The 13,821-nt window shown below is 44.6% G+C and carries 15 protein-coding genes; 11 read left to right on the top strand and 4 right to left on the bottom strand.

Going from position 1 to position 13,821, the window contains the following annotated elements:
* Positions 1 to 62 precede the first annotated feature (62 nt).
* Positions 63 to 296 carry a hypothetical protein gene (locus MKY98_RS19160; RefSeq protein WP_341011099.1) on the top strand — a complete coding sequence of 78 codons (234 nt, stop codon included), beginning with the start codon at positions 63 to 65 and terminating at the stop codon, positions 294 to 296.
* A gap of 120 nt (positions 297 to 416) precedes the next feature.
* On the opposite strand, the gene MKY98_RS19155 is transcribed toward MKY98_RS19160, so the two are convergent.
* Together MKY98_RS19155 and MKY98_RS19150 are read right to left on the bottom strand one after the other, a co-directional pair.
* Positions 417 to 929 carry a hypothetical protein gene (locus tag MKY98_RS19155; RefSeq protein WP_341011097.1) on the bottom strand — a complete coding sequence of 171 codons (513 nt, stop codon included), beginning with the start codon at positions 927 to 929 and terminating at the stop codon, positions 417 to 419.
* A 165-nt stretch (positions 930 to 1,094) separates the two neighbouring features.
* A complete protein-coding gene (locus MKY98_RS19150; protein WP_341011096.1) occupies positions 1,095 to 1,655 on the bottom strand; it encodes a hypothetical protein in 561 nt (186 codons plus the stop codon).
* Between the two features lie 127 nt (positions 1,656 to 1,782).
* Here MKY98_RS19150 and MKY98_RS19145 point away from each other — a divergent pair, with 127 nt between their 5' ends.
* Positions 1,783 to 2,118: a YolD-like family protein gene (locus MKY98_RS19145; protein WP_341011095.1), complete on the top strand. Its 336-nt coding sequence runs from the start codon at positions 1,783 to 1,785 to the stop codon at positions 2,116 to 2,118.
* A 32-nt stretch (positions 2,119 to 2,150) separates the two neighbouring features.
* Here the strand turns inward: MKY98_RS19145 and MKY98_RS19140 are convergent, their stop codons facing one another.
* Positions 2,151 to 3,275: a zinc-ribbon domain-containing protein gene (locus MKY98_RS19140; RefSeq protein WP_341011093.1), complete on the bottom strand. Its 1,125-nt coding sequence runs from the start codon at positions 3,273 to 3,275 to the stop codon at positions 2,151 to 2,153.
* A gap of 585 nt (positions 3,276 to 3,860) precedes the next feature.
* Here MKY98_RS19140 and MKY98_RS19135 point away from each other — a divergent pair.
* The 3 genes from MKY98_RS19135 (at position 3,861) to MKY98_RS19125 (ending at position 5,893) form a co-directional block, all read left to right on the top strand.
* Positions 3,861 to 5,012 carry a cysteine desulfurase family protein gene (locus MKY98_RS19135; protein WP_029515729.1) on the top strand — a complete coding sequence of 384 codons (1,152 nt, stop codon included), beginning with the start codon at positions 3,861 to 3,863 and terminating at the stop codon, positions 5,010 to 5,012.
* Between the two features lie 136 nt (positions 5,013 to 5,148).
* A complete protein-coding gene (locus tag MKY98_RS19130) occupies positions 5,149 to 5,670 on the top strand; it encodes a PRC-barrel domain-containing protein (protein WP_029515728.1) in 522 nt (173 codons plus the stop codon).
* A gap of 10 nt (positions 5,671 to 5,680) precedes the next feature.
* Positions 5,681 to 5,893 (top strand): hypothetical protein, encoded by a 213-nt coding sequence (locus MKY98_RS19125; RefSeq protein ID WP_013311529.1) that lies wholly within the window; start codon positions 5,681 to 5,683, stop codon positions 5,891 to 5,893.
* Between the two features lie 165 nt (positions 5,894 to 6,058).
* Here the strand turns inward: MKY98_RS19125 and MKY98_RS19120 are convergent, their stop codons facing one another.
* Positions 6,059 to 8,032, bottom strand: coding sequence for a methyl-accepting chemotaxis protein (locus tag MKY98_RS19120; RefSeq protein ID WP_029515727.1), 1,974 nt, complete (start codon positions 8,030 to 8,032; stop codon positions 6,059 to 6,061).
* A 211-nt stretch (positions 8,033 to 8,243) separates the two neighbouring features.
* On the opposite strand from MKY98_RS19120, the gene MKY98_RS19115 reads away from it, so the two are divergent.
* From MKY98_RS19115 to MKY98_RS19090, 6 genes are all read left to right on the top strand, one after another.
* The gene (locus MKY98_RS19115) at positions 8,244 to 9,311 is read left to right on the top strand and encodes an AI-2E family transporter (protein ID WP_029515726.1); all 1,068 of its coding nucleotides are present in this window, start codon (positions 8,244 to 8,246) and stop codon (positions 9,309 to 9,311) included.
* A 350-nt stretch (positions 9,312 to 9,661) separates the two neighbouring features.
* Positions 9,662 to 12,295: an alanine--tRNA ligase gene (gene alaS / locus MKY98_RS19110; protein WP_029515725.1), complete on the top strand. Its 2,634-nt coding sequence runs from the start codon at positions 9,662 to 9,664 to the stop codon at positions 12,293 to 12,295.
* A 136-nt stretch (positions 12,296 to 12,431) separates the two neighbouring features.
* Positions 12,432 to 12,692, top strand: coding sequence for an IreB family regulatory phosphoprotein (locus tag MKY98_RS19105; protein WP_007431624.1), 261 nt, complete (start codon positions 12,432 to 12,434; stop codon positions 12,690 to 12,692).
* A gap of 9 nt (positions 12,693 to 12,701) precedes the next feature.
* The gene (gene ruvX, locus MKY98_RS19100; RefSeq protein ID WP_029515724.1) at positions 12,702 to 13,118 is read left to right on the top strand and encodes a Holliday junction resolvase RuvX; all 417 of its coding nucleotides are present in this window, start codon (positions 12,702 to 12,704) and stop codon (positions 13,116 to 13,118) included.
* A gap of 13 nt (positions 13,119 to 13,131) precedes the next feature.
* Entirely contained in the window at positions 13,132 to 13,434 is a 303-nt protein-coding gene (locus MKY98_RS19095; protein WP_013311523.1) for a DUF1292 domain-containing protein, read from the top strand.
* Complete coding sequence (locus MKY98_RS19090) at positions 13,431 to 13,736, top strand: DUF1292 domain-containing protein (RefSeq protein ID WP_013311522.1); 306 nt, start codon at positions 13,431 to 13,433, stop codon at positions 13,734 to 13,736. The genes MKY98_RS19095 and MKY98_RS19090 overlap by 4 nt, the downstream gene beginning before the upstream one ends.
* The last annotated feature ends 85 nt before the right edge of the window (positions 13,737 to 13,821 follow it).

The raw sequence follows: 13,821 nt of genomic DNA, 5'->3' as shown, positions 1-13,821 counted from the left end.
GGGATTTATACATAGAAGGGGTTTTTACACAATCCATCGAATAGCTAATTGAGGTGATCAGAATGAATCACACATATAAAGTGTTAAAGTCGGATATCGAACTATTTGCAGCTGCTTTAAGCCAGGTAAGAGTATATGTGGTCCAGCCGTTGGGTGAGGATTTGATAGATATTGTGGACAACGGTGGAATAGTGGAGAAGATTACACCGGAGTCGATTAAGATTAACGGAAGCTATTTCATGAGGAATCAGTTTGAATTTAGAGTAGATGTGAAAAAGGACTCCGCTGGTATGTAACCAGTACGGAGTCCTTTTTATTGTTTCATTTTAATTATGTCTTATTCATCAGCTTAATTATGTCTTATTCATCAGCGTTATTCTGAAAAAGAGGATATCGCCTTAGAATTATTTGTGAAATTAACATAAAGCAAAAATAATTTGACTATCTGGCACTGCGCATGGTGTAAAGAAACAGTAACCTATAACAAAACCAAAGATATTAGTCACAGGCCACATTAAAAATACATCTGTCCAGGTAAAAATAAGGCTATATCTAAAATAACAAAACCCTGGAAGAGGTCTATAATCATAGTCTTCTACTGCCCTGCTTCTAGGAGTACTGTGATCGTAAACTCCTCCTTGGCTACTTCCATCAGATTGAACTATCTCCAAAGCCTGTTGTATATTTTGAGGGCGCATTTGAATTACTTTTTTTAGCAAGGTCGGGTTTGCTTTTAATTGTTGATAAAGACTCAACATTTGTGCAGGAGGTTGTTCAGTCGGGCGTTGATATTGTCCTAGTATATTTGTCATATTAACTGAATTGAGACCACCGCTGCTTCCATAAGGAATTTGAGGGATGGGCATTGCTGGCTGTGTGGGGACTGTAAAGGTTCCTGGTGATTGATGCATCGAACGATATTGAAACATAATTCAAAACACACCTTCCGTTTATTATTTTCACTTCACAGTCGTACTATATTCAACTTGATCAATAAGGTGCCCAGAAAAAATTAGAGGGTATTAAGAGCCAAGCTACTAGAATTTTTAACAAGTTTTCATAATATTAAAACCCCGGATTGCTCCGGGGTTCATTCATTTTATGAAACTAATTTTATCTTTGTTATTATTCAGATAGTATTGAACTGCCCTATTTTCGTCCGGGAACCCTTCTGTGATTTTTTCGAGCTGCACGGAAATTACTTTACCGTTCCTTATTTCTACCGTCAGCTCAGGGTCAGTGTAATCATTACCATAGGAATAATAAATTGAATCTGATGTATTCATTTTAGTTAAGGGATTTCCTAGTTTATCGACGACTTTTTTTACTGTATCGCCCACCACAAATTTGTTTTTGATACCTTTTCCCTTTTGATAAACACTTGCATATTCAAGAATTCCGTTGTGGAAGTTAAGATATTGATTGTCGTCAAAGAAAGCAACATCCCCACTGTATGCGATTTGATAATATTCTGTTTCAATTTTCATGTTCTTGAGCTGTGGCTGTAAGTCCGAAAAGGCAGAGCCCAGTGTCCAATTACCTACAGTATTAAAATTCTCGTAAGGTTTCTGTGCGGATGCGTGGGGGATTATAATCGAGCAAAAGAAGAAGACTGTAACTATTGAAAGGCATATTTTTTTTAACAAAACTGGCATCTGATTGTTCACCTCGTGTTTTTTTATAGTTTATCAGTATAAGGGATATTTTTCTATATTTCATCCTCTTGTAAGGAACGTGTGTTCGGAATATAATTTGTACATCAGAATACAGGAGGCTACATACATGTCTAAAAAATTAGAAGATAACGGCTTATGGGAAAGCAGCCGGATCATCATCCCTGAACACAAGGAAGCATACCTGAAGCTTATGAAGGACCGTCAACGGAGAGGCAAACCGGAGTTGGACGACCAGGAGGTACAATTGATTGAACAAGCTTTAATAGAGTCTTACAACTCACGTCAGCCTGTCAGCGTGACCGTATTTAGCCCGTTTGACGACACGGTTATGACTGGTGTAGTTACGTCAATTAACACTGCTAGACGTGAAGTGAAACTGTTCCGTGGGGAAGATGATTATAGTTGGATTAAGCTGGAGGATATAGTGTCAGCAGTAATGTAGCCCTCGGTTCTCCCAGGGCTACACATGATGAATTAGTCTTGAATTGCTGTTACGATCCCGTTCTCAAAATAGATGTACTTGTAATGATCGTACACCCATTGTTCATTTACACCATAGGCAGTAGTGGTCTTGTTTACGTGTTTCGGGAGTCCCCACTTGGAGTCTATAACTTCCAGTTCAGTCATTCCGATTTGAGGAGCAAGTTTTTCTGGTGGAATATCTTCGTAATCTCCAGTCTTAACAAATGATGTAGAACCAAGGTATGCGTCTTTATCTTTTGCGATCAGTTTATCGTTTTTTAGGTAGTATATTGTGCCGTTATCGTCGTGTAATTTATTACCGATGAGAGTGGTTGACCAGGTATAAGTGCTTTTATCCTGTGAGTTAGGGAACAATACTTTGATTACTTCACCGTTTTTAAAAGTCAGATTTTCATAGCCGGACGTATCTTTCCAAATCCCTTGAAAATGATCTAGCAAGAATGCTTTAGCCAGATATTCCCCTGAGTCTTGATAGTTACCACTGGCAGTGAATAACTTCGTCGCTTCTTTAAAATGAAACGAATCGAATTGTTTTACTCCTTCTCGGTAATTCGCTTCCTGTAACAAATTAGAGGAATCTTTATACTCTTGAATTTGTTCAAGTAATTCAATTGCTGAAGCGTAGTTATCCTGAGAGGAATTTTGCTTTGCCAGTAAGTATGTTGATTCTGTTTTTAGCTTGACACTATCTTTGTAATTGACTAAATTGATAAACATTTCAATAGCCTTTTCGTATTCTTTAGTTTTTAGCAGGTGTTGTGCCTTTAGATATTTGGTTTCATTAATCAACTCATCGGAATCTTTGTACCCATCCAAATTGGTGAAGGCTTGATTTGCTTTCTCAAATTCACCGTTATTCATTAATGACTTGGCCTGAATATAACTGATATAGGGAGCAGCAATTAAATAGCTTACGATAATAAGACATAAAATAAGAAATGGAGCAATTGAGATAATAATTTTCTTCCTATAGCTGATCTTCTTAGGAATCGAACCATCATTCCTAATTTCGGATGTTTTTTCTTGCGGTGCAATATTGATAGTTACTTCCTTTCCGCAATAATTGCAGAAGGCGCTTCCTTTGGGTATTTCTTTCCCACATTTATCACAGGGCATTCTTTTTTACTCCTGCCTTTCTTGGAACTCTGTTGCTTCATAAAAAGTAGTCTATCAAACATAGGAATATTTTTCTAGGTCTAATCACATGGGAAGAATTCAGATAACCTGTCTAAAAATAATATGTGATGCATAGATGCCTGATAAATTACGAACCGCTTGTTATGAATATATTTATCAAAAATATGGAAGTGTACAGCGTGACAGACGTATATGTAAGAATTTCAACGGAAGAACAGACTTGCAAGATCAGCTAGAAAAATCATTGTTTGAAATTGCAGACCAATGATAATGATAAAAAACATGACAATGGCTTTTAGGGAATTCCTTTGGAGATATACTTAGTAAAACAATGAGACAATGTAATTAAGTGAATTGTAAAGAAGCCTTACTGGCGTATGCCAATAAGGCTTCTAATCATTACCCGTAAGTTACCCGCAAAAAGGTTTGTAGATCGTTATTTTTTCTTGTTGATGTAACTAGCTCAAAAATCGCAAAAACCCTTTACCCTTGCGGCTTTAACTCGCTTCCTGTATGCTTGTGTAGATAACGACTTATATATGTTCTACATTTGAGGTGGATAACATGAACAGAATTTATCTGGATCATGCCGCATCGACTCCTATGCATCCTGAGGTTGCGCAGACTATGATGGACATCATGACTGGCCAATTCGGCAACGCTTCGAGCGTTCATGCCTTTGGCCGCGATGCCAAGCGCACCGTCAGCGCTGCTCGGGATGCCGTTGCGGCCTCTTTGGGCTGCAAGCCTGAAGAAATTATTTTTACGAGCGGAGGAACAGAAAGTGATAATCTGGCCCTGTTTGGGACGGCTACGGCAGACGGCCGTACTTCAGGGCATATGATTACAACTGCGGTTGAACATCATGCAGTGCTTCATGCTTGTGATGAGCTGGAAAAAGCGGGGTATGAGGTAACTTATGTCCCGGTCAACGGGTTTGGACGCGTGAACCCTGCGGATATCGAGGCTGCCATTCGACCAGATACTTTTTTGATCAGCATGATGTATGCCAACAATGAGGTGGGCGTCATTCAGCCGATCTCAGAAGTAGGGCAGATTGCGAGAGAACATGGAGTTGTATTCCATGTAGATGCGGTTCAAGCTTTCGGTCATATATCCATCGACTGCCGGAACCTCCCGATTGACTTACTGAGTGTGTCTGGTCATAAGATTAACGGACCGCAAGGGGTTGGGGCATTGTATATCCGCCAAGGTACACGCCTTCAGCCGCTAATGCATGGGGGACTTCAGGAAAAGAAACGCCGTGCCGGAACAGAAAATATCGCCGGTATTACGGGGCTGGCTAAAGCCGCAACTCTTGCTAATGCTTCCATTGAGGAGCGTGGGGCGCACGATACGGTTCTTCGCCAGACGTTGCTTAAAGGGTTGGAAGACACTCTGGGTAGCCAAAATTTTGTGATTAACGGTGACCCTGATCATTCTTTACCTAATGTTCTCAATGTTAGCTTTCCGGCCATTGGTACAGAGACCATGCTGATGAACCTTGATATGGAAGGAATCGCAGCAGCAAGCGGATCAGCCTGCACTTCCGGATCTTTAGAGCTATCGCATGTATTGCAGGCGATGGATCTTCCTGAAGATGTTTTACATTCAGCGATTCGGTTTAGCTTCGGTTTGGGTAATACTACGGAAGAAATGGAATACACGGCCAAGAAAATTGAAACCATATGGAAGCGGCTGCGTACTAGGTACTAGGGATTTCTCCGCATTTTAATAAGAAGGGAGGGGCGGTTTTTCCATTTCATTGCATGAACGGAAGCAAGGTCTGACAGGCATGTAGGAAAAGGACCGCACCTTCGTTCAGATTGCAGAATGAGGAGGTACCCTATATATGAAGCTTCAAGATATGATCGGACTTGCCGTTTTCGATGTGGAGGACGGGAAGCAGATTGGTAAAATACATGACTTTATGGTGACAGCGGATTGGCGAATCTCAGGGATCGAGTTGGAAGGAAAGGGACTTTTTTCTTCTCACGTGAAAATGGTTGCTTGGGATGACATCGTTGCTTACGGTGAGGATGCGATCATGATTCGCAATCAGCAGGCTGTGCGTAAAATGGAGGCCCATGATATACAACATACGTACTTGCTTGGGCCTTGTAAACTGAAGGATCTATCCGTGCTAACAGAGGAAGGGCTTATGCTCGGGCACATCTCGGATGTTTATTTTGACCAGGAAATGGGCAATAACATAATAGGCTTGGAAATCAGCGATGGTTTTGTATCGGATATTATAGAGGGGCGGAAATGGCTGCCCTGCACCGAAGAGATGTCCATCGGGGAAAATGCTGTTATGGTTCCCCCATTAAGCGAGCAGCGTCTGGAAAAAGCCATATATTCTGTTAATGGATAGGGTGAGTTTATTGAGATGTCCGAATTGTAATTCCAAAGATATCGGAAAAATTGGCTCCCATCAATTTTATTGCTGGGGATGCTTTATCGAACTTCAGGTGAATGGTGAAAAAATGTCTGTCTACCAAGTGGAAGAGGATGGAACGCTCAGTTCGCTGGACGACCTATTCTTTGGAGATGAGATGGCACAACAGGACTTGCCGCAAATTCACGCTTCTTCCTAAGCTGGACACCAAAGGTGGACAGGCTGCTTACTAAGAGGTGTGATCTACATACGGCTTAGTAGGTTGTATAACGCTTGATAAAAAACAACGAAGAGGGTGCCCCGTACGGCCATAATGGCTGAGGGCACCCTCTTTTGTATACCGTTATTGTGAAGATTGTAAGTTCTACAATTTAAAGCGTTTGACCTCTTCCAATAGAAGATCTGCATGAGAATCGAGTTTGGCAGAAAGGTCAGCAATATTATTCATGGCATGACCTTGTTCTTGCACAGAGGAGGCCACTTCCTCTGTAGATGCTGCACTTTGCTCAGAAACAGCGACAACGCTGGAAATGACGTCGGAAATATGCCCGGCATTCACACGGAGATCATCTGCGGCGGCTGTAACGTCCTCAATTTGGGCAAGCATATGCTGAGAAGCGCCACGAATGGACTCAAACGCCTGTCTCGTTGCAATGGCAGCGTGCTCCTGTTCTACAGTTACAGCAAGAGCCCTCTTCATTTCCTCCGCGCTTTGTACTCCTGCAATCTTAATTTCTTCCAGCTTACTCATGATACTGTCACTGGAACTGCCAGCTTGCTCAGCCAGCTTTCTCACTTCTCCCGCGACGACGGCAAAACCTCGTCCGTGTTCCCCGGCCCGTGCTGCTTCGATAGATGCATTGAGGGCCAGCAGGTTTGTTTGTGCGGCGATATCATGGATGGCTCCGGCCAGCCGCTCAATATCCTGAGTTTTTAGCGTGAGTGAATCTACGGCTTCCCCTGCCGCAGTCGTCGTTTGTCTGGACTCGGCGGCCAGTTTCGCTTGACGTTCAGCTGTTTCATACCCTGCAAGCACGGCAGAATCTGTTTCGAATACGGCAGTTTGGGTCCGTTTGACACTTTCGCCAATCTGGTCGATGGAGCCTGTCATGTGAGTCAGCTTCTCAGAGCCGGAATATACAGCCTCAGCTTGGTCGCTCGCTCCTTGGGCAAGTTCCTGAACTGCGCTGGAGATTTGTGACGCGATGGTTCCAGTATCCTTAGCGTGCTGATGCATATCATGGGAAGCTGAGCTGACATCGCCTGCAGTATCTGATACCTTGCGCAACAGGTGAGAGAGATTATCAGACATGATATTAAAATCTGTACCCAGGCTGGCAATTTCATCTTTACCCTTAATGTCCACACGAGCTGTCATATCGCCTTCAGCTATACGTTTGACGTTCACTTGAAGCTTCCGAATTGGCTTGATAAAGTTGTTTGCCGCCCAGATTGCCAGCAGCATAGCAACGACCAAGATGATAGCAACGGTAATAATCAACTGATTACGAGTGGAGTAATACTCCTGAAAAGCAATATCTTTTGAAATGGACAATCCTACAATCCAGCCAGTGCTAGGCATCTTTTTAAAATAAAGCTGACGGTCACTGCCATTATAGGTATAGTCTGTTTTTCCCGAAGCTGTGCTCAGCAGGGCCGCAGTTGATGAACCCAACTCGGGCGTATCCTTAAGGTTTTTACCGGCCAGCTTGCTGTCTGGGTGTGCGACCACAACTCCATTCTGGTCAATCAGAAATGCGTAGCCTAATCCGTTCAGGTTTATGTCTTTAATGATTTTTGTCATATCATTTAACATAATATCCTCGCTGACTACCCCGGTGATAGAGCCGTTGGAATCTTTGAGAGGTTTAGCAATAGAAATGGTGAAGTCATTGCTGCCTGCATCGGTGTAAGGTGAGGAATAATACATTTCTCCCTTGGTTTTGGCATCCTTGTACCACGGACGAGCGCGAGGATCATAACCAGCTTCAAACCAGCCAGATCCATCCCAGTAGGATCCATCTTCAAAGCCTGCGTAGATGTTGGAAATATTTTGATCTTTATAGTTTTCAAAAGCTGCTTTCAGAGATACGGTTTTGGCATCTGATGAAATATCACTCGATTCCAGACCTGCAGCCAGTGTCTCGATAATTTTGGCATTGCCGCTGGTCCATCCGTCGAGCTGATTGACGGTTTCGGTGGCTTTACTAGTCATAAGCTCTTGTATGTCACGGTTAGCCTGATTTTTGATACTTGTCATGCTAATAACGGATAAAGGCCCGGCTGCAACGATAACAATGCAAGTGAAAAGGAGAATAAGCTTGATTTTTAAGTTCATGTAATGACCCCCGATGTTTCAGAAATATGAAATCCTAAAATAGTGCTTTGTACTTATATCGTCAGATGGAATGACTTTGTTAATTATTTTCATCCGTTTTCATCATTTTTTTACAATGGTAATCGATGTAGCATTCCAGACTCGCGGGAAGGATTAAAGTAGAGGTACAGGCATATACTTAAAGAAGGCTAGTCCGGTAAGGGGGCACGAAATGGAGCAATTAACGAAAAGTAGACTGTTCCGGTACGGAATATGGACGCTGCTGGGACTTGTCATTCTATATTTTATCTGGCTGCTGCGACCTTTGTTTTTTCATTTGTATGAATTTCTGAAAACAATCATTGCTCCGTTTGCGGTAGCGATGATCATCTCCTATGTACTTAATCCTGTTGTCAATATGCTGGGCGGTCGCAAGGTGCCTCGAAGCGTAGCTGTGCTGCTCATCTATGCTGTATTTTTGGCCAGTCTCGTTGTGATTCTGATGAACCTGATTCCGATGTTTATTGAACAACTGGATGAGCTGAATGAGCATCTGCCTGAGCTGACCATGCATGCACAGGGATTAATGACGAATATGGATAGCGGCATTTTGCCCCAAGGGGTGCGAACGGGTATGAATCAATGGTTTTTCCAACTAGAGAATCGGATGGCAACCGGAATTTCTACCTTTATGGATAACATCGGCGGGATGATCAACATGCTGTTCAATGTATTCATTGTACCGTTCCTCATTTTTTATATTTTGAAAGATTTTGATGTGTTCGAGCGGACGATTGTGTCTTACCTCCCGCGTTCTCGTCGTAAGGCGATTGTAACGGTACTTAAGGAAATTGATCAGGCGCTTGGCAACTATGTCAGGGGACAATTACTGGTATGCGTCATTATTGGCGTGCTGGCTTATCTCGGATATATGCTGATTGGCATGCCTTATGCGCTGTTGCTGGCAGGAGTGGTTGCGGTTTTTAACATCGTTCCATATTTGGGCCCCTTTTTGGGAGCCGCTCCGGCAGTAATCATGGCTTCTACAATCTCCTTCAAAATGGTGCTTTTGGTCGTGGTCGTTAACACTTGTATTCAAGTGTTGGAAAGCAATGTCATTTCTCCCCAGGTGGTAGGACGAACGCTGCATCTGCATCCGATAGCCATTATTTTCGCTCTGCTAGTGGGTGGTGAAATTGCGGGAATTACCGGCTTGATTTTAGCGGTTCCCGTGATGGCGGTATTAAAGGTAGGACTTCAACATTTTTTTGCTTATTACGTGAAGCGGAAAACGATCTGATTTTGTCCTTACACCGTATGTATCTTGTCTGATATCGCGTTGACACGGCTAAATGACACGGATATACTGAATTGAGTATGTTTAAATGTGTTTATCCAGTAGGGAAAGCTCATTTCGAAGTGCGGGCTGAACCCGCCGGGATGCTCCCGTTACCAGTGAAAACAAGGCGATCGATCGTCCGTTAAGCAAATGTTGGTGTGCAGCTTGCGCATGGGCATTTCGTACAGAGGGGACGGCGTTAACCAGGGTGGTACCGCGATACAATCGTCCCTGATCCGTTCAGGGGCGTTTTTCTGTTTTTTTATGGCCTGTGCCAGGAAAAGTGACACCATAATTAGGAGGCTACTTATATGAAAGCTAGTGAAATCCGCTCCAAATGGCTGGAGTTTTTTGAAAGCAAGGGACATGTGATTGAACCAAGCGCGCCGCTTGTTCCACATAAAGATCCTTCCCTGCTGTGGATTAATGCGGGTATGGCACCGCTTAAGCCTTATTTTGACGGACGTGTGAAGCCAGAAAATCCACGTATCGCCAATTCGCAAAAATGTATTCGGACGAACGATATTGAGAATGTCGGTAAAACGCGCCGCCATCACACCTTTTTCGAAATGCTCGGCAACTTTTCTATTGGCGACTATTTTAAGGAAGAAGTCATTACATGGGCATGGGAGTTTCTGACGGATCCAAAATGGATTGGTTTTGATCCGGAACGTCTGGCTGTAACTGTGTATCCTGAGGATGAGGAAGCGTACAAGCTGTGGAACGAAAAAGTTGGACTTCCTGCCGAACGTATCATCAAACTGGAAGATAACTTTTGGGATATCGGTGAAGGTCCTTGCGGACCTTGTACGGAAATCTTTTATGATCGTGGCGAAGCCTACGGTAGCGACATGACGGACCCTGAAATGTATCCGGGGGGAGAAAATGAGCGTTATCTGGAAGTGTGGAACCTCGTTTTCTCACAATTCAACCATAACAAAGACGGTAGCTATACGCCGCTTCCAAACAAAAATATTGATACAGGGGCTGGATTGGAGCGTTTTGCATCCATTCTGCAAAATGTGGATTCCAACTTTGATACGGATATCTTCCAGCCACTAATTCAAAAAACAGCGGCGATGGCAGGAGTGAAATATAACGAAAATGTGGACAGTGATGTGGCTCTTAAGGTTATTGCTGACCATGTTCGTACCGTAGCTTTTGCAATTGGTGACGGTGTGCTGCCTTCTAATGAAGGACGCGGTTACGTGATCCGCCGTTTGCTGCGCCGGGCTGTGCGCTATGGCAAAATGCTGGGCATGAACCGTCCATTTATGTTTGAGCTGGTGGAAACCGTTGGGGATGTCATGGGTGTGTATTACCCTGAGGTAGTGGACAAGCGTGATTTCATCATCAAAGTGATCAAAACGGAAGAGGAACGCTTCCATGAAACACTGACAGATGGATTGGCAATTTTGTCCGATATCAGTGCTCAGGCGAAGGCAGAAGGTCGCAATGTCATTAGTGGAGCAGATGCCTTCAAACTGTATGATACGTACGGGTTCCCATTCGATCTCACAGAGGATTATGCAGACGAGCAGGGCTTGAAAGTAGACCGTGAAGGCTTTGATGAAGCGATGCAGGAACAACGCAAACGCGCCCGTGATGCACATCAGGACAGCGCCAGCATGAAGATTCAGGGCGGAGCTTTGTCCGATCTGGCGGTTAAAAGTGAATTTGTTGGATATAATGACCTCGTAACTGAGTCTAAAATTGTGGCGATTGTATATGAAGATGTACTGGTGGACACTGTTAGTGAAGGGCAGTCTTGCCAGGTCGTGCTGGATGTGACTCCTTTCTATGCCGAAAGCGGAGGACAAGTCAGTGACCAAGGCTTGCTGCGTGGAGGTACGGTAACCGCGAAGGTCGAAGGATTGTTTAAGGCGCCACAAGGTCAGCATGTGCATCAGGTTGTTGTAGAAGCTGGTGAGCTGAACGTTGGCGATACGGTGAAAGCTGAAGTTGATCAAGCTTCACGTGGAGAAATTGAGAAAAACCATACGGCTACGCATTTGCTTCACAAAGCGCTTAAAGAAGTGCTGGGTGACCATGTCAATCAGGCGGGTTCTTTGGTAGAGCCTGGGCGTCTGCGTTTTGATTTCTCCCATTTTGGAAGCATTACACCAGAAGAACTGGCGGATATTGAACTGCGTGTAAACCGTGCCATCTGGAGCCAACTGGACGTTAATATTGAACTGAAACCGATTGATGAAGCCAAGGCTCTCGGAGCAATGGCGCTGTTCGGTGAAAAATATGGAGATATCGTGCGGGTCGTTAAAGTAGGCGATTACAGCATTGAACTATGCGGTGGCTGTCATGTCAGCAATACTTCGCAAATTGGCTTGTTCAAGCTTGTCAGCGAGAGCGGCATTGGATCAGGTGTACGTCGTATTGAAGCGGTGACCGGACGTTTTGGTTTTGAATATATGGAAGGTCAATTAGAGCTGTTGAAGGTATCGGCTGGACTTGTAAAATCCAAGCTGTCTGAGGTACCAAAGCGTATCGAATCATTGCAGCAACAAATTAAAGACCTTAGCCGTGAAAATGAATCGCTGCAGAGCAAGCTGAGCGTTATTGAGGCAGGCCAGCTGACCGATCAGGTCGTGCAAGCAGGCGGGGTGCAGCTGCTGGCTGCGCGCGTGCAGGCTTCCAGCATGGACGCGTTGCGTGCGATTGCTGATGAACTGAAAGGGAAACTTCCGGCTGCTGTGCTGGTGCTCGGCGCTGCAATGGACGATAAAGTTAATTTTGTCGTAGCAGTTCCGGCAGAGCATACCAAGGCCGGACTTCATGCAGGCAAGCTCGTGAAAGAAATTGCTGCCGTATGCGGTGGCGGCGGTGGCGGACGACCTGACATGGCGCAAGCCGGTGGTAAGGATGCCAGCAAGCTGGATGAAGCACTTCAACGTGCGCATGAACTGGTGGCGGCAGCCTCACAAGGATAAAGTTCGATATTTTTTGCAGATTTTTGGGAAAAAACGGGCTTAGATATTTCCTTGTAGGGCTTTGCTTATGGTATGATGTAAAAGAATAAGCTGGCATAAACATGTACACATGTTTTGTGGAAGCGAGGTGTCAACAATGGATTCCATGGACAAAACGGTCAAATTTAATGTCAAGGCAGATGAAAAGGAAGCTTCTGCTCAGGAGATTTTGTTGACCGTATATGATGCGTTGGTAGAAAAAGAATACAATCCGATCAATCAAATTGTCGGCTATTTGCTATCCGGTGATCCGGCTTATGTGCCACGGCATAATAATGCTAGAAGCCTGGTACGTAAAAAAGAACGCGATGAGTTGATTGAAGAGTTGGTTCGTTTCTATCTTGCTAAGCATCGTTAGGAGACAGGCATGAAAGTAATGGGATTGGATTACGGGGATCGCCGAATTGGGGTCGCCGTAAGTGATGCCTTCGGCTGGACCGCCCAAGGATTGGAAGTCATAGAACGACGCGGTGACGACAGCGAGTTCGGTAAAATTGCAAATTTGGTTCGTGAAAATGAGGTCGGCGAGGTTGTTGTTGGCTTGCCGAAAAACATGAACGGAACCGTGGGTCCACGCGGTGAGATTTGCATCGAGTTTGCGAACCGACTCAAGGAGTTACTGGGTTTACCCGTTCACCTTTGGGATGAACGGCTGACGACGCGTTCGGCGGAGCGTACGCTTCTGGAGGCCGACGTCAGCCGAAAAAAACGCAAGCAGGTGGTAGATAAACTGGCCGCAAGCCTGATCTTGCAAAACTATTTGGACGCACACAGTACAAGGTGAGGGGGATTTCGTAATGGCTGAAAATCAAGTGGGTATGGAAGAAGAGCCGGAAATTATTTATATTGCCGATGACGAGGGCAACGAGGAAGAGTTCGAGGTCATTATGAAGTTTGAGGTAGATGGTTCCGAAGCGAAGTACATGATGGTTGCGCCAGTGGACCCTGAAGCTGATGAGTCCGATGTGTACGCCTTCCGTTACGAGGAAGAAGGCGATGATATTAAATTGTTTGTGATCCAAGACGATGCCGAATGGGAAATCGTCGAAGAGACCTTTAATACATTCGTAGAAGAAGAGGAAGAGGAAGACGGGAAATGACGAGCTATTCACGTGAAGACCTGAGTTGGACCTCTGATTTGAAGGAAACGTTCGACGGCGATGTAGAGTTGCAGGATGAACAGGGCCATGCGATTCGCATGGAATTGGAAGCAGAGTTCAAGGTAGGGGAGCAACGGTACGCCGTATTGCGTAGACCCGGGGCTGCTGTTGGCGAACATGAACTTTACCATGTAAGCTCATCCACAGACGGCGAAATCTCTATCACCACCATTGAAGATGATGATGAGTGGGAAGATATTTCCGAACTGTACGATGAATGTACGTTGCCGGAAGAACTGTAAGTCTGGATAGCGATGAGATCAAACCTGAAAGGGCGGACCAGTCCGCCCTTTTTGGCTGTGAAGGAGTTGGGTGGATGTGAAGCGA

This window comes from Paenibacillus sp. FSL M8-0228, from assembly GCF_038007385.1.
GTDB lineage: Bacteria > Bacillota > Bacilli > Paenibacillales > Paenibacillaceae > Paenibacillus > Paenibacillus polymyxa_D.
The sequence above is the reverse complement of the archived record's forward strand: the minus strand, read 5'-3'. Positions and strand labels throughout refer to the sequence as shown.